The sequence below is a fragment of the Streptomyces sp. NPDC000229 genome, from assembly GCF_040300825.1.
Taxonomy (GTDB): domain Bacteria; phylum Actinomycetota; class Actinomycetes; order Streptomycetales; family Streptomycetaceae; genus Streptomyces.
In genome coordinates this window covers 1-21268 of sequence record NZ_JBEPEL010000003.1, presented here as the reverse complement: position 1 = coordinate 21268, position 21268 = coordinate 1, and the positions used below count along the sequence as shown (strand labels likewise).

At 69.6% G+C, this 21268-nt stretch carries 22 protein-coding genes; 3 read left to right on the top strand and 19 right to left on the bottom strand.

What is annotated here, in order from left to right; translation table 11 throughout:
- Window positions 1-37: 37 nt before the first annotated feature.
- The 3 genes from ABT360_RS02695 to ABT360_RS02685 all read left to right on the top strand — a co-directional run bounded on the left by ABT360_RS02695 (window position 38) and on the right by ABT360_RS02685 (window position 3888).
- On the top strand, window positions 38-1243 hold the full coding sequence (locus ABT360_RS02695; RefSeq protein ID WP_351809570.1) for a sensor histidine kinase: 1206 nt from the start codon (window positions 38-40) through the stop codon (window positions 1241-1243).
- Window positions 1240-1905 (top strand): response regulator transcription factor, encoded by a 666-nt coding sequence (locus ABT360_RS02690; RefSeq protein WP_351809567.1) that lies wholly within the window; start codon window positions 1240-1242, stop codon window positions 1903-1905. The genes ABT360_RS02695 and ABT360_RS02690 overlap by 4 nt, the downstream gene beginning before the upstream one ends.
- Window positions 1906-2025: 120 nt before the next feature.
- A complete protein-coding gene (locus ABT360_RS02685) occupies window positions 2026-3888 on the top strand; it encodes a glycoside hydrolase family 18 chitinase (protein WP_351809565.1) in 1863 nt (620 codons plus the stop codon).
- Here ABT360_RS02685 and ABT360_RS02680 read toward each other — a convergent pair.
- The 19 genes from ABT360_RS02680 to ABT360_RS02590 all read right to left on the bottom strand — a co-directional run bounded on the left by ABT360_RS02680 (window position 3869) and on the right by ABT360_RS02590 (window position 20975).
- Entirely contained in the window at window positions 3869-4651 is a 783-nt protein-coding gene (locus ABT360_RS02680; protein ID WP_351809562.1) for a 4'-phosphopantetheinyl transferase family protein, read from the bottom strand. The two genes, ABT360_RS02685 and ABT360_RS02680, sit on opposite strands and share 20 nt — an antisense overlap.
- Window positions 4648-5094, bottom strand: coding sequence for a DUF2550 domain-containing protein (locus ABT360_RS02675; RefSeq protein ID WP_351809559.1), 447 nt, complete (start codon window positions 5092-5094; stop codon window positions 4648-4650). Before ABT360_RS02675 ends, ABT360_RS02680 begins: the two co-directional genes overlap by 4 nt.
- A 129-nt stretch (window positions 5095-5223) precedes the next feature.
- Window positions 5224-5598: a F0F1 ATP synthase subunit epsilon gene (locus ABT360_RS02670; RefSeq protein WP_073754366.1), complete on the bottom strand. Its 375-nt coding sequence runs from the start codon at window positions 5596-5598 to the stop codon at window positions 5224-5226.
- Window positions 5599-5750: 152 nt separating this feature from the next.
- Window positions 5751-7193, bottom strand: coding sequence for a F0F1 ATP synthase subunit beta (gene atpD, locus ABT360_RS02665; protein WP_351809556.1), 1443 nt, complete (start codon window positions 7191-7193; stop codon window positions 5751-5753).
- A complete protein-coding gene (locus ABT360_RS02660) occupies window positions 7193-8110 on the bottom strand; it encodes a F0F1 ATP synthase subunit gamma (protein WP_351809553.1) in 918 nt (305 codons plus the stop codon). Before ABT360_RS02660 ends, atpD begins: the two co-directional genes overlap by 1 nt.
- Window positions 8111-8130: 20 nt before the next feature.
- Window positions 8131-9729 (bottom strand): F0F1 ATP synthase subunit alpha, encoded by a 1599-nt coding sequence (gene atpA / locus ABT360_RS02655; protein WP_351809550.1) that lies wholly within the window; start codon window positions 9727-9729, stop codon window positions 8131-8133.
- 127 nt (window positions 9730-9856) lie between these two features.
- Window positions 9857-10672 carry a F0F1 ATP synthase subunit delta gene (locus ABT360_RS02650; protein ID WP_351809547.1) on the bottom strand — a complete coding sequence of 272 codons (816 nt, stop codon included), beginning with the start codon at window positions 10670-10672 and terminating at the stop codon, window positions 9857-9859.
- Entirely contained in the window at window positions 10669-11214 is a 546-nt protein-coding gene (locus ABT360_RS02645) for a F0F1 ATP synthase subunit B (RefSeq protein WP_126883239.1), read from the bottom strand. The genes ABT360_RS02650 and ABT360_RS02645 overlap by 4 nt, the downstream gene beginning before the upstream one ends.
- Window positions 11215-11255: 41 nt before the next feature.
- Window positions 11256-11498 (bottom strand): ATP synthase F0 subunit C, encoded by a 243-nt coding sequence (gene atpE / locus ABT360_RS02640; RefSeq protein ID WP_290111532.1) that lies wholly within the window; start codon window positions 11496-11498, stop codon window positions 11256-11258.
- 78 nt (window positions 11499-11576) lie between these two features.
- Window positions 11577-12389, bottom strand: coding sequence for a F0F1 ATP synthase subunit A (gene atpB / locus ABT360_RS02635; RefSeq protein ID WP_351809544.1), 813 nt, complete (start codon window positions 12387-12389; stop codon window positions 11577-11579).
- Between the two features lie 225 nt (window positions 12390-12614).
- Window positions 12615-13052: a hypothetical protein gene (locus ABT360_RS02630; protein WP_351809541.1), complete on the bottom strand. Its 438-nt coding sequence runs from the start codon at window positions 13050-13052 to the stop codon at window positions 12615-12617.
- Between the two features lie 263 nt (window positions 13053-13315).
- Window positions 13316-14650 (bottom strand): MraY family glycosyltransferase, encoded by a 1335-nt coding sequence (locus ABT360_RS02625; protein WP_351809539.1) that lies wholly within the window; start codon window positions 14648-14650, stop codon window positions 13316-13318.
- 106 nt (window positions 14651-14756) lie between these two features.
- Window positions 14757-16040, bottom strand: a complete 1284-nt coding sequence (gene glyA / locus ABT360_RS02620; protein WP_351809536.1) for a serine hydroxymethyltransferase — start codon at window positions 16038-16040, stop codon at window positions 14757-14759.
- Between the two features lie 67 nt (window positions 16041-16107).
- Window positions 16108-16746, bottom strand: a complete 639-nt coding sequence (locus ABT360_RS02615) for an arsenate reductase/protein-tyrosine-phosphatase family protein (RefSeq protein ID WP_351809533.1) — start codon at window positions 16744-16746, stop codon at window positions 16108-16110.
- A complete protein-coding gene (locus tag ABT360_RS02610) occupies window positions 16743-17390 on the bottom strand; it encodes an L-threonylcarbamoyladenylate synthase (protein ID WP_351809530.1) in 648 nt (215 codons plus the stop codon). Before ABT360_RS02610 ends, ABT360_RS02615 begins: the two co-directional genes overlap by 4 nt.
- A gap of 29 nt (window positions 17391-17419) precedes the next feature.
- Window positions 17420-18301 carry a peptide chain release factor N(5)-glutamine methyltransferase gene (gene prmC, locus ABT360_RS02605; protein WP_351809527.1) on the bottom strand — a complete coding sequence of 294 codons (882 nt, stop codon included), beginning with the start codon at window positions 18299-18301 and terminating at the stop codon, window positions 17420-17422.
- 40 nt (window positions 18302-18341) lie between these two features.
- Window positions 18342-19421 (bottom strand): peptide chain release factor 1, encoded by a 1080-nt coding sequence (prfA, locus tag ABT360_RS02600; RefSeq protein ID WP_351809524.1) that lies wholly within the window; start codon window positions 19419-19421, stop codon window positions 18342-18344.
- Between the two features lie 104 nt (window positions 19422-19525).
- On the bottom strand, window positions 19526-19747 hold the full coding sequence (gene rpmE / locus ABT360_RS02595; protein ID WP_351809522.1) for a 50S ribosomal protein L31: 222 nt from the start codon (window positions 19745-19747) through the stop codon (window positions 19526-19528).
- A gap of 133 nt (window positions 19748-19880) precedes the next feature.
- Window positions 19881-20975, bottom strand: coding sequence for an LCP family protein (locus tag ABT360_RS02590; protein ID WP_351809519.1), 1095 nt, complete (start codon window positions 20973-20975; stop codon window positions 19881-19883).
- Window positions 20976-21268: the final 293 nt, after the last annotated feature.

Sequence of the window (21268 nt, the reverse complement as noted above, 5' to 3'; positions counted from 1 at the left end):
GGAGGCCCGGGCGGCGCGCGGCGTGTTGGATGGACGGGTGAGACTTCCCCGTACGCATCGCGACGACGTGCTGATCGCCGCCGCCGGACTGGCCTGCGGGCTGCTGCTGTGGTCGTTCGGGCTGTACACGCGGGGCAGGGCCGCCGGAGGGCTGCCCGGGGGCCTGCTGGTACTGGTCCCGCTCGTCGCGATGACCGCGCTGGCGCTGGTCCGCCGGACCCTGCCGCGCACGGCGCTGCTCATGGGCACGGTCGCGGTCGTCGCGGACCAGTTCACCCGGGGCAACATCATGACGGTCGTGATGTTCGCCGACATCGTGTACGCGGCCGTGGTGTACGGGACACCCGCCTCCGCCCGGCGCATCCCGGTCACCACCGGGCTGATCACGATCCTGGTGACGCTCGGGTTCCTGGCCTGGTTCCGTGACCCCGAGGCGCTGCTGATCGGTGTGCTCACGGCGCTGATCACGTTCTTCCCCGCCCTCACCGGCGCGGTGGTCCGCAACCACCGACAGGCCGCCGACACGGCCCGGCTGCGGGCGGAGCAGACCGCGCTGCTGGCCGAGATGGACCGCCGTGAGGCGGTGATCGCCGAGCGGTCGCGGATGGCGCGCGAGTTGCACGACATGGTGGCCAACCACCTGTCCGCGATCGCCATCCACTCCACCGCCGCGCTCTCCCTCGACGATCCCAAGACCTCCCGCGACGCGCTGGGCGTCATCCGGGAGAACAGCGTCGACGGCCTGGCCGAGATGCGCCGGCTGATCGGTCTGCTGCGCGACACGAGCGGCCACGACGAGCCCGCCGCCGCGCCGACCCTCGACGGCCTGGACGCCCTCGTACGCCAGGCCGGGGCGAACGGCGCCGCGAGCGGCCTGACCTTCCGGCTGGTCGACGACCGGGCGCCGGACGCCGAGCCGCTTCCCGCGCCCGTCGAGCTCGCCGCGTACCGCATCGTGCAGGAGTCGCTGACCAACACGCTCAAGCACGCGGACGCCGGTGAGGTGACTGTCACGCTGCACTCCGCCGACCACGCCCTGACCGTCCAGGTGACCAGCCCCTTCGGTACCCGGCCGGGCCCGCGGGTGCCTGGTTCGGGGGCGGGCCTGGTGGGGATGCGGGAGCGGATCGCGCTGCTGGGCGGCGTGTTCGAGGCGGGTCCGGTCGAGAACCAGGGCGAGAAGATCTGGCGGGTACGGGCGGAGCTGCCCGTGGCGGCGGACGACAAGGAGCCATCGGCATGACCGGAACCCCTCGTGTACGCGTACTCGTGGCCGAGGACCAGGGCGCGGTGCGCGCCGGGCTGGTCCTGATCCTGGGCAGCGCGCCCGACATCGAGGTGGTGGGCGAGGCGGGGGACGGCGAGGAGGCGGTGCGGCTGACGCGTGAGCTCCGGCCCGACCTGGTGCTGATGGACATTCAGATGCCGCGCCTCGACGGGGTGTCGGCGACTCGGCAGGTGGTGGGCGAGTCCCTCGCCGACGTGCTGGTCCTGACGACGTTCGATCTGGACGAGTACGTCTTCGGGGCCCTGCGCGCCGGGGCGGCCGGGTTCCTGCTGAAGAACACGGACGCGAAGGACCTGATCGAGGCGGTACGGACGGTGGCGCGCGGCGAGGGTCTGATCGCCCCGGCGGTGACGCGCCGGCTGATCGCCGAGTTCGCGGCGCCGACGAGGCCGGTACGGGGGGAGAACGCGCCTGATCCGGCGGTGCTCGACGTGCTGACCCGGCGGGAGCGGGAGGTCCTGTCGTGCCTGGGCGAGGGGCTGTCGAACGCGGAGATCGCGGTACGTCTTCAGATGGCGGAGGCGACGGTGAAGACCCATGTGAGCCGGCTGCTGGGGAAGCTGGAGCTGCGCAGCAGGGTGCAAGCGGCGGTGCTGGCTCAGGAGTTGGGAGTTTGACACAAGCGGAAACACCTATGGTCTGGACCTATTGACGATTGGTCCAGACCTTCCTACGCTCACGGGCGCGCACCTTTCACGGACCCCCACCGTTGTCCGTTCGCACCTTGAGGAGCACCGTTGAGCACTCAAGCACTTCCGCGCAGAACGAGGTTCCGGGCCAGAGCCACGGCCGGACTGACCGCCCTTCTGCTCCCGCTGGCCGCCATGGTCGGCCTCGCCTCCCCCGCCCAGGCCGCCACCTCGGCGACCGCGACGTACACCAAGGTCTCCGACTGGGGCTCCGGTTTCGAGGGCAAGTGGACGGTGAAGAACACCGGCACCACTTCGCTGTCCTCCTGGACCGTCGAATGGGACTTCCCCTCCGGTACGTCGGTCACCTCCGCCTGGGACGCCACCGTCACCAGCAGCGGCACCCACTGGACCGCCAAGAACGTCGGCTGGAACGGCACTCTCGCCCCCGGCGCCTCCGTCTCCTTCGGGTTCAACGGCACCGGCACCGGATCCCCCTCCGGCTGCAAGCTCAACGGCGGATCGTGCGACGGCGGCCCCACCGTCCCCGGTGACAACCCGCCCTCCGCCCCGGGCACCCCCAGCGCCTCCGAGATCACCAACACGTCGGTGAAGCTCACCTGGACCGCCGCCACCGACGACAAGGGCGTCAAGAACTACGACGTGCTGCGCGACGGCGTCAAGGTCGCCACGGTGACGGGCCTGACGTACACCAACACCGGCCTGACGGCCGGGACCGACTACTCGTACGCCGTCCAGGCGCGGGACACCGCCGACCAGACCGGACCGGTCAGCGGCTCCCGAGCCGTGCGCACCACCGGTGGCGGCACCGACCCCGGCCCCGGACCGGGCCCCGGCGCCAAGGTGAACCTCGGCTACTTCACCAACTGGGGCGTCTACGGGCGCAACTACCACGTCAAGAACCTGGTGACCTCCGGTTCGGCGTCCAAGATCACGCACATCAACTACGCCTTCGGCAACGTCCAGAACGGCAAGTGCACCATCGGTGACGCCTTCGCCGACTACGACAAGGCCTACACCGCCGACCAGTCCGTCGACGGCAAGGCCGACACCTGGGACCAGCCGCTGCGCGGCAACTTCAACCAGCTGCGCAAGCTCAAGGCCCAGTACCCGCACATCAAGGTGCTGTGGTCGTTCGGCGGCTGGACCTGGTCCGGCGGCTTCGGCCAGGCCGTGCAGAACCCGGCCGCCTTCGCCCAGTCCTGCTACGACCTCGTCGAGGACCCGCGCTGGGCGGACGTCTTCGACGGCATCGACCTGGACTGGGAGTACCCCAACGCCTGCGGCCTGTCCTGCGACACCAGCGGTCCCGCCGCCTTCACGAACATGATGAAGGCCATGCGCGCCAAGTTCGGCGCGGGCAACCTGGTCACCGCCGCCGTCACCGCGGACGCCTCCCCCGGCGGCAAGATCGACGCGGCCGACTACGGCGGTGCCGCGCAGTACATCGACTGGTACAACGTGATGACGTACGACTTCTTCGGCGCCTGGGCGGCGAAGGGCCCGACGGCCCCGCACTCCCCGCTGACCTCGTACCCGGGCATCCCGCAGGCGGGCTTCAACTCCGCCGAGGCGATCGCCAAGTTCAAGGCCAAGGGCGTCCCGTCCGCCAAGCTGCTCCTCGGCATCGGCTTCTACGGCCGCGGCTGGACCGGCGTGACGCAGAAGGAGCCCGGCGGCACCGCCACGGGCCCGGCGCAGGGCACGTACGAGCAGGGCATCGAGGACTACAAGGTCCTCAAGAACACTTGCCCCGCCAACGGCACCGTCGCGGGAACCGCGTACGCGCACTGCGGCACCAACTGGTGGAGCTACGACACCCCGGCCACCGTCACGTCCAAGATGGGCTGGGCGAAGAACCAGGGCCTGGGCGGCGCGTTCTTCTGGGAGTTCAGCGGTGACACGGCCAACGGCGAACTGGTCAGCGCCATCAGCAACGGGCTGAAGTAGTCACCCCCGGCGGGGCCGGTACTAGGGTGCCGTCCCCGCCGTACCCCACTTCGTGCCGCACCACCCGGCACTGATCACCCAGCACGGCGACCGCTGCCCGGTAGCCGTCACCCGCGTCGACATCGTGGAGCCGCACCGGCGGGTGCGGCTCCACCCGCTTGCGCCACTCCAGCAGCGCGGCCGGAGCGTCCGGAGCGCTCACCGTGAGCAGCGCCGGCTCCACCGTCAGCCCGTCCCCGGTCGCCTTGAGCACCGCTTCCTTCCGCGCCCAGTAGCGGATGAAACCCCGCGTCCGCTCCTCCGCCGGCAACCCCTCCAGCGCGGCGCGCTCCGCCTCCGCGAGGACGACCGGCGCCAGGTCCGCCACCCTGCCCTCGCCGCCGACCTCCTCGATGTCGACACCGACCGGCCCGGCCAGCGACAGCGCGACCGCCACCCGGTCCCCCGAGTGCGACAGCGACAGCTCCAGCGCGGAATCCGCCACACCCGGCTTCCCGTGCGGCTCCGGCCGGTCGCAGTGCCGGCACTCCTGGGTGAACCGCACCTCGCGCGGACCGACCCCGAGCTGCGCCGCGACGACCTCGCGCGCCAAGGCGTGAGCGGTCAGGTACAGCGCGCGATCCGTCTCCCGGACGAAGGCGTCATGCCGCGCCCGCTCACGGGCGTCGAGCAGTTCCAGCAGCGACGGCGACGGTACGCGGACGGCGTCGGCGATCCACACATGGCACTGGCCCGCCCCCACCCGGGGTATGTCCGGGCTCACGCCACATTGACCCTCTGCCCGGGAGGCGCCGCCTCCAGCCAGGCGAGGAAACCGGTGAGCGCGTCCTCGCTCATCGCCAGCTCCACATGGCGCCCGTGGTGCAGACAGCCCAGCACCACCGAGTCGGAAAGGAGCGCCAGCTCCTCCTCGCCCTCGGGCATCCGGCGCGCCAGCACCTCGATGCCGGAGCGCTCCAGGACGCGGCGCGGGCGGGGGGCGTACGAGAAGACACGGAACCAGGCGACCCGGTCACCGCTGTAGCGGGCGACGCCGTACACCCACCCCTTGCCGGAAACGTCACCCTCGTCCGGCACGTTCCAGCGCAGGCTGCAGTCGAAGGTGCCGCCGGAACGCTGGATCAGCCGCCGGCGCAGTCCGAACACGAAGAGCCCGATCACCACCAGTGCGACGACCAGGGCGCTCACCAGCAGAGCGAGGAACATCTCCACCGACCTCCTCGCATCGTTCGTTCAGCGAATTCAACCTGCACCTGCATCGACCTCAGCCGCGGCACGGTCTGGATGATTCCAGACCGGGCCGCGGCTGAGGGCACAACTGTCGGCGCGGTGCGCTTAGTGCACCGCTACCGCGCGCAGCCGGACCTCGGCGCGCCGCTCGGCGGCGGCGTCCGACTCGGCCTTCGCGCGCTCCAGCGCACGCTCGGCGCGCTGGGGGTCGATCTCGTCCGCCAGCTCGGCGATCTCGGCGAGCAGCGACAGCTTGTTGTCCGCGAACGTGATGAAACCGCCGTGCACAGCGGCGACGACAGTCCCGCCCTCACTCGTACGGATGGTCACCGGGCCCGACTCCAGCACACCGAGCAGCGGCTGGTGGCCGGGCATGACGCCGATGTCGCCGGACGTGGTGCGCGCGATGACCAGGGTGGCCTCGCCGGACCAGACACTCCGGTCCGCGGCGACCAGCTCGACGTGCAGCTCAGCAGCCAAGGGTGGCTCCTCGGGTCACCACCCGGCGTGTGCCGGGTGTTGGGTCATAAGTCTAGTAGGGCGCCCGACGCGGAAGACGCCGGGCCCCTCGGTCAAACAGAGGCGTACGAAGGGGGGCGGGACGCGCCCGCCCCCCTCACGAGTCACGGGACTCAGGAGACGCCGAGCTCCTTGGCGTTCTTCTTGAGGTCCTCAAGACCACCGCACATGAAGAAGGCCTGCTCGGGGAAGTGGTCGTACTCACCGTCGCAGATCGCGTTGAACGCGGCGATCGACTCGTCGAGCGGCACGTCCGAGCCGTCCACGCCGGTGAACTGCTTGGCGGCGTGGGTGTTCTGGGACAGGAAGCGCTCGACGCGACGGGCACGGTGGACAACGAGCTTGTCCTCCTCGCCCAGCTCGTCGATACCGAGGATCGCGATGATGTCCTGGAGGTCCTTGTACTTCTGGAGGATCCCCTTGACGCGCATGGCGGCCTCGTAGTGGTCCTGCGCGATGTAGCGCGGGTCCAGGATCCGGGAAGTGGAGTCCAGCGGGTCCACGGCCGGGTAGATGCCCTTCTCGGAGATCGGACGGGAGAGAACCGTCGTCGCGTCGAGGTGGGCGAAGGTGGTGGCCGGGGCCGGGTCGGTCAGGTCGTCCGCGGGGACGTAGATCGCCTGCATCGAGGTGATCGAGTGACCGCGCGTCGAGGTGATGCGCTCCTGCAGCTGACCCATCTCGTCGGCCAGGTTCGGCTGGTAACCCACCGCGGACGGCATACGGCCGAGCAGGGTGGACACCTCGGAGCCGGCCTGGGTGAACCGGAAGATGTTGTCGATGAAGAAGAGCACGTCCTGCTTCTGCACATCGCGGAAGTACTCCGCCATGGTCAGACCGGCCAGGGCGACGCGCAGACGGGTGCCCGGGGGCTCGTCCATCTGGCCGAAGACCAGGGCGGTCTTGTCCAGAACGCCGGACTCTTCCATCTCCGCGATGAGGTCGTTGCCCTCACGGGTGCGCTCGCCGACGCCCGCGAAGACGGAGACGCCCTCGTGGAGGTTGGCGACACGCATGATCATTTCCTGGATCAGCACGGTCTTGCCGACACCGGCACCACCGAACAGACCGATCTTTCCACCCTTGACGTACGGGGTGAGAAGGTCGACGACCTTCAGGCCGGTCTCGAACATCTCGGTCTTGGACTCGAGCTGGTCGAAGTCGGGGGCCTTGCGGTGGATCGGCCAGCGCTCACCGACGTTGGCGTTCTCCTCGGGGAGGTTCAGCACCTCACCGAGGGTGTTGAACACCTTGCCCTTGGTGAAGTCGCCGACCGGCACCGAGATGCCGACGCCCGTGTTGGTCACCGGGGCCTGGCGGACCAGGCCGTCGGTGGGCTGCATCGAGATGGTGCGGACCAGGCCGTCACCCAGGTGCTGGGCGACCTCCAGGGTCAGCGTCTTCTTCTTGCCGTCCTCGGCCGGGTCGGCAACCTCGACGTGCAGCGCGTTGTAGATCTCCGGCATCGCGTCGACGGGGAACTCCACGTCGACGACCGGGCCGATGACCCGCGCGACGCGGCCCGTCGCCGTGGCCGTCTCAACAGTGGTGGTCATTACTTGTCACTCCCCGCGGTCGCGTCGGCCAGGGCGCTCGCGCCACCGACGATCTCGCTGATTTCCTGGGTGATTTCGGCCTGGCGGGCCGCGTTGGCAAGCCGGGAGAGGCTGTTGATCAGGTCTCCGGCGTTGTCGGTCGCCGACTTCATCGCGCGGCGGCGGGCAGCGTGCTCGGAAGCGGCGGCCTGCAGCAGTGCGTTGTAGATGCGGCTCTCGACGTACCGCGGCAGCAGGGCGTCGAGGACGTCCTCGGCCGACGGCTCGAAGTCGAACAGCGGAAGGATCTCGCCCTTGGTCCCCGTCTCCTCCGCAGCCTTGTCCAGGCTGAGCGGGAGCATCCGGTTCTGCACGGGCGTCTGCGTCATCATCGACACGAATTCCGTGAAGACGATGTGCAGCTCGTCGACCCCGCCCTCGGTCGTCTCCTTGGTGACGGCCTCGATGAGCGGTGCGGCGACCTGCTTGGCGTCCGCGTAGCTCGGGCTGTCGGTGAAGCCGGTCCACGACTCCGCGACCTTGCGCTCGCGGAAGCCGTAGTAGGCGACACCCTTGCGGCCGACGATGTACGTGTCGACCTCCTTGCCCTCGCCCCGCAGCCGCGCGGTGAGCTGGTCCGCGGCCTTGATGGCGTTGGACGAGTAGCCGCCGGCCAGACCACGGTCGCTCGTGATGAGCAGGACCGCGGCCCGGGTCGGGTTGTCCGTCTCGGTGGTCAGCGGGTGCTTGGTGTTCGACCCGGTGGCCACCGCGGTGACCGCGCGGATGAGCTCGGTCGCGTACGGCGTGGAGGCCGCCACCTTGCGCTGCGCCTTGACGATGCGCGAGGCGGCGATCATCTCCATCGCCTTGGTGATCTTCTTGGTCGCCGTGACGGATTTGATGCGACGCTTGTAGACCCGGAGCTGCGCTCCCATGAGTCAGGTCCCTTCCGTCGTCACTTCGAGACGTTGGCGGCGGCCGGGGCGTCCTCGGCCAGCAGCTTCCCGTCCGAGGTCTCGAACTGCTTCTTGAACGCGGCGATGGCGTCGGCGACGGCCGTGAGGGTGTCGTCCGACATCTTCGCGCCCTCGCGGATCGAGGTCATCAGCGGCTTGTGCTCGCGGTGCAGGTAGTCCAGCAGCTCCGACTCGAAGCGGCGGATGTCCCCGACCGGCACGTCGTCCATCTTGCCCGTGGTACCGGCCCAGACGGAGACGACCTGGTTCTCGGTCGGCATCGGCTGGTACTGCGGCTGCTTCAGCAGCTCGACCATGCGCTTACCGCGCTCCAGCGAAGCCTTCGACGCGGCGTCCAGGTCGGAACCGAAGGCGGCGAACGCCTCCAGCTCACGGAACTGGGCGAGGTCCACGCGCAGACGGCCGGAGACCTGGCGCATCGCCTTGTGCTGGGCGGAGCCACCGACACGGGAGACCGAGATACCGACGTTCAGGGCCGGGCGCTGACCGGCGTTGAACAGGTCGGACTCCAGGAAGCACTGGCCGTCGGTGATGGAGATGACGTTGGTCGGGATGAACGCCGAGACGTCGTTGGCCTTGGTCTCGACGATCGGCAGACCGGTCATCGAACCGGCGCCCATGTCGTCGGAGAGCTTGGCGCAGCGCTCCAGCAGACGCGAGTGCAGGTAGAAGACGTCACCCGGGTAGGCCTCACGGCCCGGCGGGCGGCGCAGCAGCAGGGAGACGGCACGGTAGGCGTCGGCCTGCTTCGACAGGTCGTCGAAGATGATCAGGACGTGCTTGCCCTGGTACATCCAGTGCTGACCGATGGCGGAGCCGGTGTAGGGCGCCAGGTACTTGAAGCCGGCCGGGTCGGACGCCGGGGCGGCGACGATGGTCGTGTACTCCAGGGCACCGGCCTCCTCCAGCGCGCCGCGCACGGACGCGATGGTGGAGCCCTTCTGGCCGATGGCGACGTAGATGCAGCGGACCTGCTTCTTGGGGTCGCCCGAGCGCCAGTTGTCGCGCTGGTTGATGATCGTGTCGACGGCCAGGGCGGTCTTGCCGGTCTGACGGTCACCGATGATCAGCTGACGCTGACCACGGCCGATCGGGGTCATGGCGTCGACGGCCTTGTAGCCGGTCTCCATCGGCTCGTGCACCGACTTGCGCTGCATGACCGTGGGTGCCTGCAGTTCGAGGGCGCGGCGGCCCTCGGTCGCGATCTCGCCGAGACCGTCGATCGGGTTGCCGAGCGGGTCGACGACCCGGCCCAGGTAGCCCTCGCCGACAGCGACGGACAGGACCTCGCCGGTGCGGGTGACCGGCTGGCCCTCCTCGATGCCGCTGAACTCACCGAGGACAATGGCACCGATCTCGCGCTCCTCGAGGTTGAGGGCGAGGCCGAGGGTGCCGTCCTCGAACTTCAGCAGCTCGTTCGCCATGGTCGAGGGCAGACCCTCGACCTTCGCGATGCCGTCGCCGGCAAGGCTGACCGTACCGACCTCCTCGCGCGAGGCCGCGTCCGGCTTGTACGACTGGACAAAGTTCTCCAGCGCGTCCCGGATCTCCTCCGGCCGGATCGTGAGCTCCGCCATCTGGGTTCCCTGCTCTCCTTGTTGGGCCCGAAGTTTCTTTGGGGGATCTGGGGGCTCCCCCCAGAACTTCTGCATCCTCTGCACGGCCCAACCGGGCCGTAGGTAACGCTTGTTGAGTTGGTGCTGGTCAGCCGGCCAGTCGCCGGGCAGCCTCGTCGAGGCGGCCTGCGACGGTGCCGTTGATGACCTCGTCGCCGACCCGCACCGAGATCCCGCCGAGGACCGTGGGGTCCACGTCCAGGTTCAGGTGCATCTGGCGGCCGTACAGCTTCGCCAGCACGGCGCCGAGGCGCTGCTTCTGCTGGTCGCTGAGCGGCACCGCCGAGGTGACGACCGCGACCATCCGGTCCCGGCGCGCCGCGGCGAGCTTGGACAGGGACTCGAGTCCCGCCTCCAGGCTACGTCCCCGGGGCTGGGTGACGAGACGGACGATCAGCCGCTCGGTGGCCGGGTTGGCCTTGCCGCCGAGCAGGCTGCGCAGCAGCTCGCTCTTGGCGGACACGGTGGCCGCCTTGTCCGTCAGCGCGGACCGCAGCTCGGTGCTCGACTGGACGATCCGGCCGAACCGGAACAGCTCGTCCTCGACGTTGTCGAGAGCGCCGGCCTGCTGGGCCGCGGTGAGGTCCGCGGTGTTCGCCAGCTCCTCGAGGGAGTCGACGAGGTCACGCGAGTACGACCAGCGGGACCGGACCATGCCGGAGACCAGGTCGACGGCTTCCCCGCCCACCTGACCGCTCAGCAGTCGCGTGGCGAGCTCGGCCTTGGCCTCGCCGGCCTGCGCCGGGTCGGTCAGGACCCGACGCAGCGACACCTCGCGGCCGAGCAGCGCGGTAACGGCGGCCAGGTCACCTGCGAGCTTCGCCACGTCGACCGACGTGTTGTCGGTCAGCGCGTCGAGACGCTCGCGTGCGGCAGCCAGTGCCTCGCGGCTCGCTCCGTTCATCGGGCGGCCTCGGCCTTCTCCTCGAGCTCGTCGAGGAAGCGGTCGATGGTGCGGCTCTGGCGGGCGACGTCCTCGAGGGACTCGCCGACCAGCTTGCCGGCCAGGTCGGTGGCGAGCTTGCCCACGTCCTGGCGCAGCGCGGTCGCCGCGGCCTTGCGGTCGGCCTCGATCTGGGCGTGGCCGGCCGCGATGATCTCCTCGCGCTGGCGCTGGCCTTCCGCCTTCATCTCCTGGATGATCGCGGTGCCCTGCTCCTGCGCCTCCTGACGCAGCCGCGCGGCCTCGTGGCGGGCCTCGGCGAGCTGAGCCTTGTACTGCTCCAGCACACTCTGGGCTTCGATCTGGGCCGACTCGGCCTTCTCGATGCCACCCTCGATCGCCTCGCGGCGCTGCTCCAGAACCTTGTTGATGTTCGGGAGGAGCTTCTTGGCGAGGAAGCCGAAGACGATGGCGAAGGCGATCAGGCCGATGACGAGCTCGTCGAGATGCGGGACGATAGGAGGCTGAGGCTCCTCCGCCGCCGCAAGGAACAGAGCGTTCACATCAGTGCCTTCCGTGAAAGGGGTTGGGCTGTCGGTCCGGCTTACTGGAAGACGAAGCCCATGACGATGCCGATGAGGGCGAGCGCCTCACAGAAGGCGAAACCCATGATCTGGTTGGTACGGATCAGACCGGCCGCCTCGGGCTGGCGGGCGAGGGCCTGGGTGCCGTTACCGAAGATGATGCCGACGCCGACGCCGGGGCCGATGGCCGCGAGGCCGTAGCCAACAGCGTTCATGTTGCCGGAGACGGTGTTCTCGGCGGCGAGGGTCTGGAGAACGGACATGCCGGATCTTCCTTCTCTTTCAATGACCCGGTGGGGGTTGGCCACCGGATGACTGGGGGTCTTGAGGGAGGGGCTGGCTCAGTGGTGCTCGGAGAGCGCGCCCTGTACGTAGCTGCAGGCCAGGAGGACGAAGACGTACGCCTGGACGGCCTGGATGAAGAGCTCGAAGGCGGTCATCACGACGACCATCACGAAGGAGGCGCCGGCGTAGACGATGCCGATGCCGTTCAGCAGGTACCAGCTCGCCAGCGAGAACATCACGAGAAGCATGTGGCCGGCGAACATGTTCGCGAAGAGCCGGACCGCGTGCGTGAAGGGCCGGATGATCAGGTTGGAGAGGAACTCCAGGGCCATGACCAGCGGAAGGATGGCACCGAGGCTCTTGTCGTAGCCGAGGATGTTCTTCCAGCCGCCCACGAAGCCGTGCTTCTTGAAGGTCAGGCTGACCCACATCACGTAGACGATCAGCGCGAGCGCGGCCGGGAAGGCGATCAGCGAGGTGACCGGGAACTGGGCCAGCGGGATGATCGACCAGAGGTTCAGGATCCAGACGAAGAAGAACAGCGACACCATGAAGGGGACGTACTTCTCGCCGTCCTTCTTGCCGATGATCTCGTAGACGATGCCGCGGCGGACGAAGTCGTACCCGGCCTCACCGACCATCTGCACCTTGCCGGGCACCAGCTTCGGCTTCGCGAAGGCGGCCCAGAAGAACGCGACGATCAGGATCGAACCCAGGAACGCGAGCAGCATGGGCTTCGTGAACTCGAAGCCGGCCACGGTGGCGATGGGCTCGTAGATGAACGAGTGGAGGCCCGGTGCCGGGAAGCCACATCCCTCGATGAAGAGGTGACAGCTCGGGTCGAAGGCAAGCGTCTGGTCAGCACTCACCGCGGGCTCCTTCAGCGTGGCGCATAGGTACGGCAACCTCGTTGTGTCGGCGCGGCACGCAGCCGCGGGTCGGCACTGGACTGGTCTTACGGATGGGGGGGCGGCGGTTCGGCGTCGAGCCTCGCGCTGGGACAGGCGTCAGCTCGGATGGCCGCGCCCGCAGTGCCGCAGTTGGCACCGGACGATAGCAGCATCGCGAACGCGCGTTTATCCCGGCCCTACTCCTCACGTCGACGGCCCAGTCTTCTCGGGCTTCTCACCCTTGTCGGACGAAGGATCCACGTAGAGGATCTTGGCCTTCATGTAGGCGCGGGCCTGGGCCGCGACCCAGACGATGGTCGCCGCGAGCAGCGTGAAGGCAAAGGCCTTGAAGTCGAACAGCGTGGTGTTCTTCAGCAAGGCCATGAGCATGAACAGCAGCAGCAGCTGGGCCATGTAGAGCATCAGCCCCATGGCCTGGAACAGCTGCGGCAGCGACTTGGCCGTCCGCTGGAGCACCACCAGCCCGATCCCCATGAAGAGGACGACCACGAGCGTGCCGGCCACGGCGCCGACAGCACCCTTGCCGCCGGCGACCACACCGCTCACCACGGTGGCAACAGCGCCGGTGGCGAGAGTGGGTACAGCGGCGTACAGGAGGGTGCGTGCGTCGTTGGACGGCATGGCGGCATCTCCGCTTGCTGGTGGGGGCAGTGGTGTCGTCATGGACGAGCGTAAGCCCGGTCCGAGGCGTGCTCTCGGGGGCCGAGGAACCGTCGCACTACGGTCCTTCGGCTCTGTCGCCGGGTCTCGTGAACGGTATCACAAACTATTTGATGAGGTCTTTACCCGGAGGTGTGCCCACTCTCACACATGAGAGTGACCCTGCGCGTGTGTGCAGGACGGTGAGCCGGTTTGTCTGGTAATGGACCCACCGAAGGCGTTCGTCAACCGCGCGTTCCGGCCTTCCGCCGGTCGGGGAGCTCGGTGAGGGCACTGAGGGCGGTCGCTCCGTTGACTCCCGCCGGGACCGGCACGCGCTCCTCGTCCTCGTCCTCTTCGTACGAGGAGGACGGCTCCGCCGCCTCCGCCGCCTCGGCCGCCGGACGCACCTGGCGCCGGCGGTAGCGCGGCGGGACGAAGGCCTCCGCCCAGCGCGGGGCGCGCGGTGTGAAGCGCGGCAGCAGCAGGAGTACGAGCCCGATCGCGCTGAGCGCGACGATCACCAGCACGATCCACATCGACGCCGAGTGCACCGAGTACGCCAGGGTGCCGAAGGCGATCAGCGCCGACCAGAAGTACATGATCAGCACCGCCCGGCTGTGCGAGTGCCCGATCTCCAGCAGCCGGTGGTGCAGGTGGCCCCGGTCGGCCGCGAACGGCGACTGGCCGTTCCAGGTGCGGCGCACGATGGCCAGCACCAGGTCGGCCACCGGGATCGCGATGATGGTCAGCGGCAGCAGCAGCGGGATGAAGACCGGCAGCGCGGCGTGCGTGGCCTCACGGGTCGAGCCCTCGAAGATCTTCAGCGCGTCCGGGTCGACCTGGCCGGTGATCGAGATCGCGGAGGCGGCCAGCACCAGGCCGATCAGCATCGAGCCGGAGTCGCCCATGAAGATGCGCGCCGGGTGCATGTTGTGCGGCAGGAAGCCCAGGCACATGCCCATCAGGATCACCGCGAACAGCGTCGCCGGGGCGGCGGCCTCGATCGTGAAGCCGTACCAGATGCGGTAGGCGTACAGGAAGAACGCGGCGGCCGCGATGCACACCATGCCGGCGGCCAGGCCGTCGAGGCCGTCGACGAAGTTCACCGCGTTGATGGTGATGACGACCAGGGCGACGGTCAGAAGCGTGCCCTGCCACTGGGTGAGCGCGACCGTGCCGACACCGGGGATGGGCAGCCACAGGATCGTCAGACCCTGCATGACCATCACGCCCGCGGCGATCATCTGGCCGCCGAGCTTGATCAGGGCGTCGATCTCGAACTTGTCGTCCAGGACGCCGATCAGCCAGATCAGGGCGGCGCCGGAGAGCAGCGCGCGTGGTTCGTTGGACAGCTCGAAGACGCTGTTGAGGTTCGTCAGGTGGTCCGCGACCAGCAGCCCCGCGCACAGCCCGAAGAACATGGCGATGCCGCCGAGCCGCGGCGTCGGTTCTCGGTGCACGTCGCGGGCGCGGATCTCCGGCATCGCTCCGGCCGCGATGGCGAACTTCCGCACCGGACCGGTCAGCAGATAGGTCACCGCGGCCGTGACACAGAGCGTCAGCAGGTAATCACGCACGGGCTGCCCCACAGGAATCGCTGGCCATCTCAGCCCCACACCCTAGCTCTGCCGTCCCCATGGTTGAGGACACACGGGTGCCGTCGACGGTTGCACGGCTGCCCTTCTACCCCCGATACGGTGGAAATCGCATCGCCAGTTCCCGTACCTCGGCACGGACCTTCCCGGCCGCTCCGGCCGTGTCGGGGTCCTCGCGCAGCGCCGCCGTGAACAGGGCGGCGATCCGCTCCATGTCGGCGGCGCCCATCCCCTGGGTCGTCACGGCGGCCGTCCCGAACCGGATGCCGCGCCCGTCCCCGTACGGCAGGGCGCAGGTGTCCAGCACGATGCCCGCGGCCGCGAGCCGGGCCCGGGCGACGCGTCCGTCGACGCCGAGCGGCGCCGGGTCGGCGGTGATCAGGTGGGTGTCGGTGCCGCCCGTGGTGATGGCGAAGCCCTCCTGGGCGAGCGCGTCCGCCAGCGCCCGCGCGTTGACGACCACCCGATGGGTGTACGCGGCGAACTCCGGCGTCGCCGCCTCCCCGAAGGCCACCGCCTTGGCGGCGATCGTGTGCATCTGGGCGCCGCCCTGCGTGAACGGGAACACCGCACGGTCGATGCGCTCCGCGAGCTCGCCGCCGCACAGGAGCAGGCCACCGCGCGGCCCGCGCAGCACCTTGTGCGTCGTCGCGCAGACGACATCGGCGTACGGCACGGGGTTGGGCGCGGCCCCGCCAGCGACGAGGCCGATGGGGTGGGCGGCATCGGCGATGAGGCAGGCCCCGACCTCGTCGGCGATCTCGCGGAATTCGGCGTAATCGATGTGCCGGGGGTACGAGATCGAGCCACATACGATCGCCTTCGGGCGGTGCTCGTGCGCGAGGACCCGGACCTGCTCGTAGTCGATGAGCCCGGACTCGGCGTCCACGCCGTACGGGACGAAGTCGAACCAGCGGCCGGAGAAGTTGGCCGGCGACCCGTGGGTCAGATGGCCGCCGTACGCCAGGCCCATCGCCAGCACGGTGTCCCCCGGCCGCAGCAGCGCCGCGTACGCCGCGAGGACGGCGGAGGAGCCGGAGTGCGCCTGGACGTTGGCGTGCTCGGCCCCGAAGAGGGCGGTGGCCCGCTGGACGGCGATCCGCTCGGCGGTGTCCACGTACTCGCAGCCGCCGTGGTAGCGGGCGCCGGGATACCCCTCGGCGTACTTGTTGGCGAGCGGTGACCCGAGGGCGGCCAGCACGGCGGGCGAGGCGAAGTTCTCGGCGGCGATCAGCTGCAGGCTGTCGGCCTGCCGCCGCCCCTCCCCCGCCAGCACGTCGGCGATCTCGGGATCCTGCCGTCGCAGGACGTCGGCATCCGCCCCGTACGCGTTCGAGGCACGCACATCGGCGGCAACACCAATAACCGGCATCAGTGGCTCCAGGCGTGGGCGGGCCCCGTCACACCCAATGTAGGCCCGCGGACCGCTCAGCGCGCCGTCAACGCTTGGTCGGCACGCCCGTCAGGGCCGTGACCACCGGGTCCAGTGCTTGCTGGATCTCGTCGCCGATGGAGCGGAAGAAGGTGATGGGGGCGCCGTACGGGTCGTTGACCTCGTCCGCTTCCGCGCTGGGGGCCAGGAGCCACCCGCGTAGAGCGGCGGCGGCCCGGACCAGGGCGCGGGCGCGTTCGACCATGCCGTCGCTGAGGGGGTCCGGCAAAGTGGCCGGATCTATCGCCCGTACGAGGCGGGTGAACTCCTTCAGGGTGAAGGTGCGCAGCCCCGCCGAGTGGCCCATCGAGATGACCTGGGCACGGTGGTCGCGGGTCGCCGTCAGCACCAGGTCGGCACGGATGACGTGCTCGTCGAGGAGCTCGCGGCCGACGAACCCGCTGGCGTCCGCGCCGAAGTCGGCGAGGACGAGCTCGGCGTTGGCCTCCATGGGGGCGCCCTCGTGGCCCCAGGTACCGGCGCTCTCCACGATCAGGCCGCCGCCCATGGGGTCGCCCAGGCGGTCGCACAGGGCATGGCGGGTCAGCCGCTCGGTGATCGGCGAGCGGCAGACGTTGCCGGTGCTGACGTGGAGGATGCGGAACGAGCCATCCGTGCCTATGCCACGCCCCTCAGGGGCGGTCAATTGGCCACCTCGAGGTCGGGTACCACCTTGCGCAGCTCGTCCACGGACAGGGCGCCCGCGCGCAGCAGGAGCGGGACCTCGCCGGTGACGTCGACGATCGACGACGGGACGATGCCCGGCGTCGGGCCGCCGTCCAGGTACACCGACACGGAGTCGCCGAGCATGCCCTGCGCGGCGTCGCAGTCCTCCGGCGACGGGTGGCCGGTCAGGTTGGCCGACGAGACGGCCATCGGGCCGACCTCGGTCAGCAGCTCGATGGCGACCGGGTGCAGCGGCATCCGGATCGCGACGGTGCCGCGGGTGTCGCCGAGGTCCCACTGGAGCGACGGCTGGTGCTTGGCGACCAGCGTCAGAGCGCCCGGCCAGAACGCGTCGACGAGCTCCCAGGCCTGCTCGGAGAAGTCGGTGACGAGGCCGTGCAGGGTGTTCGGGGAGCCGATCAGGACAGGGGTGGGCATGTTGCGGCCGCGCCCCTTGGCCTCCAGCAGGTCCGCGACGGCCTCCGCGCTGAAGGCGTCCGCACCGATCCCGTACACGGTGTCGGTGGGCAGCACGACGAGCTCTCCGCGGCGGACGGCGGACGCGGCCTCACGGAGGCCGGTCGTGCGGTCGGTCGCGTCGTTGCAGTCGTATCGCCGAGCCATTTAGCAGGCCTCCTCGTACACGTGCTTCGTCATGGGGTCGCCTTGCGCGCGGTCGCGAAGCGCGGGCGGTTGTTCAGGTCGGGGTGGTCGGCGGCGTCCGTCCAGCCGGCCTCCTCGTTGAAGATCCACGGCACCTGGCCGCCCTGGGTGTCGGCGTGCTCGACGACGACGAGGCCGCCGGGGCGCAGCAGCCGGTGGGCGGTGCGTTCGATGCCGCGGATGGTGTCGAGGCCGTCCTCGCCGGAGAAGAGCGCCATCTCCGGGTCGTGGTCGCGGGCCTCGGGCGCGACGTATTCCCACTCGGTGAGGGGGATGTACGGGGGGTTGGAGATGACCAGGTCGACCTGGCCGTCGAGCTCGGGGAGGGCCGTCAGGGCGTCGCCCTGGTGGACGGTGACCCTGGACCCCTCGGCGTTCTTGCGGGTCCACACCAGGGCGTCCTCGGACAGCTCCACGGCGTGCACGCGTGAACGCGGCACCTCCTGGGCCATGGCGAGCGCGATGGCGCCGGAGCCGGAGCACAGGTCGACGATCAGCGGCTCGACGACGTCCATCGCCCGTACGGCGTCTATGGCCCAGCCGACGACCGACTCGGTCTCGGGGCGGGGCACGAAGACGCCGGGTCCGACCTGGAGCTCCAGGTAGCGGAAGAACGCCCGGCCGGTGATGTGCTGGAGCGGCTCCCGGTTCTCGCGGCGGGCGACGGCCTCCCAGTAGCGGGCGTCGAAGTCCGCGTCCTTGACGTTGTGCAGCTCTCCCCGCTTGACGCCGTGCACGAACGCGGCGAGCTCCTCCGCGTCGAAGCGCGGTGACGGCACGCCGGCGTCGGCCAGCCGCTGGGTGGCCTGGGCCACCTCGGCAAGCAGCACACTGCGGGGGCTTGGGGGTCGCCCCCCAAAATGTTGCTGCACGCTGGTCCTCCGGGCTGCAGGGTCTTTACGCGGTCGGGTGTTACTGGGCGGCGGCGAGCTTCGCGGCGGAGTCGGCGTCGACGCACGCCTGGATCACCGCGTCGAGCTCACCGTCGAGCACCTGGTCCAAGTTGTACGCCTTGAATCCGACCCGGTGGTCCGAGATCCGGTTTTCCGGGAAGTTGTACGTCCGGATCTTCTCGGACCGGTCGACGGTACGCACCTGGCTGCGGCGCGCGTCCGCGGCGTTCTTCTCGGCCTCCTCCTGCGCGGCGGCGAGAAGCCTGGAGCGCAGGATACGCATGGCCTGCTCCTTGTTCTGGAGCTGGCTCTTCTCGTTCTGGCAGGAGGCGACGATGCCGGTCGGCAGGTGGGTGATGCGTACGGCGGAGTCGGTGGTGTTGACGGACTGGCCGCCGGGGCCGGAGGACCGGTAGACGTCGATGCGCAGGTCGTTGGCGTGGATCTCGACGTCGATCTCCTCCGCCTCCGGCGTCACCAGGACACCGGCGGCGGAGGTGTGGATACGGCCCTGCGACTCGGTGGCGGGCACGCGCTGCACGCGGTGCACCCCGCCCTCGTACTTCAGCCGCGCCCAGACGCCCTGGCCGGGCTCGGTGGCGCCCTGGCCGCCCTTGGTCTTCACGGCGACCTGGACGTCCTTGTAGCCGCCGAGCTCGGACTCGGTGGCGTCGATGATCTCGGTCTTCCAGCCGACGCGCTCGGCGTACCGCAGGTACATGCGCAGCAGGTCGCCGGCGAACAGGGCGGACTCGTCGCCGCCCGCGCCCGCCTTGATCTCCAGGATGACGTCCTTGTCGTCGCTGGGGTCGCGCGGGACGAGCAGCAGCCGCAGCTTGTCGGTCAGCTCCTCGCGCTGCTTCTCCAGCTCCTTGACCTCGGCGGCGAAGTCGGGGTCGACCTGCGCGTACTCACGGGCGGTCCCGATGTCCTCACCGGTCTGCTTCCAGGAGCGGTACGTGGCGACGATCGGGGTCAGCTCGGCGTAGCGCTTGTTGAGCTTGCGGGCGTTGGCCTGATCGGCGTGGACCGAAGGGTCGGCAAGCTTCTTCTCGAGATCGGCGTGCTCGCCGATCAGTTCCTCGACCGCCTCGAACATCACGGGCTCCTGGTGTCAACGAAATGGCTGCTGTGGAAGACGGCAAAGCGCCGGTCCCGGCCGCCCCCACTCGCGGGGCGGCCGGAGACCGGCGCAGTGGCTCGCTACTTGGCGGCAGCAGCCTTCTTGCCGAAGCGGGCCTCGAAGCGGGCCACACGGCCACCGGTGTCGAGGATCTTCTGCTTGCCCGTGTAGAACGGGTGGCACTCGGAGCAGACCTCGGCACGGATGTTGCCGCCCTGGATCGTGCTACGGGTGGTGAACGACGCGCCACAGGTGCAGCTGACCTGCGTCTCGACGTACTCGGGGTGGATGTCGCGCTTCAAGGTGTCTCCTAGTTTCGGGAGGGCGCCGGGTCGCACGTGCGGGCTGCGCGTGCGTGAACCGGGGCCGACGTACCAGTCTGCCAGGACCGGCCGTATCTCCCAAAACCGGGGGGTGGCCGGATCTATTCCGGGGCTACTTCACCACTCCGTCCGCCTGACCCTTGGCGGTGTCCTCGGTGGCGGAGGCGGGGATCGGCCGGTCGGCCTTGAGGGCCGCCCAGACCTGCTGGGACTGGGCCTGCAGCGGTATGACCCGGTTGAGGTCGGCGGGGTCGTACTGCACCGGCAGCGTGATCATGTGGACGTCGTCGGCGCCGAGCTGCCCGAGCCCGCGGGCGAAGTCGGCGAGCTCCTTGACGGAGTCGAGCTCCGAGTCGGGCCTGATCGCCTTGGTCGCGGTGTCGGCGACGCCCCACAGTTTCTTCGGGTTGGTGAAGACGCCGACGCTCTTGGCCTGCTCGATGAAGGCCTTCATGAAGGCCTGCTGGAGCTGTATCCGGCCGAGGTCGCTGCCGTCGCCGACGCCCTTGCGGGTGCGGACCAGGCCGAGGGACTGCTCGCCGGAGAGGGTGTGGGTGCCCGGCGCCAGGTCGAGGTGGCTGCTCTTGTCCTTGATGGCCTTGGTGGTGGTGACCTCGACGCCGCCGAGCTCGTCGATGAGCTTCTTGAAGCCGGTGAAGTCGACCTCGATGTAGTGGTCCATGCGGATGCCGGACATCTTCTCGACCGTCTTCACCGCGCAGGCCGGGCCGCCGGCCTCGTACGCCGTGTTGAACATGGCCTTGCGCTGCCCCGGGACTCTCGCGCCGGTCCTGTCGGTGCAGTCCGGCCGCTCGACGATCGTGTCGCGCGGTACGGAGACCACGCTCGCCTTCTTGTGGCCCTCGTACACGTGCAGGATCATCGCGGTGTCGGAGCGGGCGGCGCCCTCGTCCCTGCCGTACTCGCCGTTGGCGCCGGCCCGGGTGTCGGAGCCGAGGACCAGGATGTCCATGGAGCCGTTGTCGACGTTCTGCGGGCGGTCGTCGTCGCGCAGCTGGCTGTTGATGTCGACGCTGTCGATGTTGCCGTTGAGCGTGAAGTACACGTAACCGAGTCCGCACCCGCTGACCAGCACCAGTCCGGCGGCGGACCAGGCGGCGACGGTGACCGCCCTGCGCCCCTTGCCGGGCCTGCGGCGGCGCCCGGTGGCTCGTATTCGGCTGGTCCTGCTGCCCTGCTCGGCCATGGTCTCCTCGAGTCCTCGCTGGTTCCGCTACCCCCACCTGTGGCACTCAGGCGCTGTTCACTCGGCCTGTCAGACGGTGGAGCGGCCCAAAGGGTTGCACGGCCGGCCAAGAGGCTCTTAAGAACGCGCCGTGCCCATCGCGCCGCGGCGCGATGGGCACAGATGGCGCTTTACCTGCGGCGATGCGACCGCCGACGAAACGGTACGGCGGGCGAGTCCCCGGTGGGCGACCACGAGACGACGGCGGCGGAGACGGCGGAACTGGCGCGGGCGGCCGCGGAGTACGAGTCGTT

Bases quoted from the DNA above. Each gene is read 5' to 3' on its own strand.
- ABT360_RS02650 (WP_351809547.1), bottom strand. From the start codon at position 10,672: ATGAACGGAGCGAGCCGCGAGGCACTGGCTGCCGCACGCGAGCGTCTC.
- prfA (WP_351809524.1), bottom strand. From the start codon at position 19,421: ATGTTCGAGGCGGTCGAGGAACTGATCGGCGAGCACGCCGATCTCGAG.
- atpE (WP_290111532.1), bottom strand. From the start codon at position 11,498: ATGTCCGTTCTCCAGACCCTCGCCGCCGAGAACACCGTCTCCGGCAAC.
- ABT360_RS02660 (WP_351809553.1), bottom strand. From the start codon at position 8,110: ATGGGAGCGCAGCTCCGGGTCTACAAGCGTCGCATCAAATCCGTCACG.
- ABT360_RS02675 (WP_351809559.1), bottom strand. From the start codon at position 5,094: ATGTTCCTCGCTCTGCTGGTGAGCGCCCTGGTCGTCGCACTGGTGGTG.
- ABT360_RS02630 (WP_351809541.1), bottom strand. From the start codon at position 13,052: ATGCCGTCCAACGACGCACGCACCCTCCTGTACGCCGCTGTACCCACT.
- ABT360_RS02690 (WP_351809567.1), top strand. From the start codon at position 1,240: ATGACCGGAACCCCTCGTGTACGCGTACTCGTGGCCGAGGACCAGGGC.
- atpD (WP_351809556.1), bottom strand. From the start codon at position 7,193: ATGACCACCACTGTTGAGACGGCCACGGCGACGGGCCGCGTCGCGCGG.
- atpA (WP_351809550.1), bottom strand. From the start codon at position 9,729: ATGGCGGAGCTCACGATCCGGCCGGAGGAGATCCGGGACGCGCTGGAG.
- ABT360_RS02610 (WP_351809530.1), bottom strand. From the start codon at position 17,390: ATGGCTCGGCGATACGACTGCAACGACGCGACCGACCGCACGACCGGC.
- glyA (WP_351809536.1), bottom strand. From the start codon at position 16,040: ATGCCGGTTATTGGTGTTGCCGCCGATGTGCGTGCCTCGAACGCGTAC.
- ABT360_RS02590 (WP_351809519.1), bottom strand. From the start codon at position 20,975: ATGGCCGAGCAGGGCAGCAGGACCAGCCGAATACGAGCCACCGGGCGC.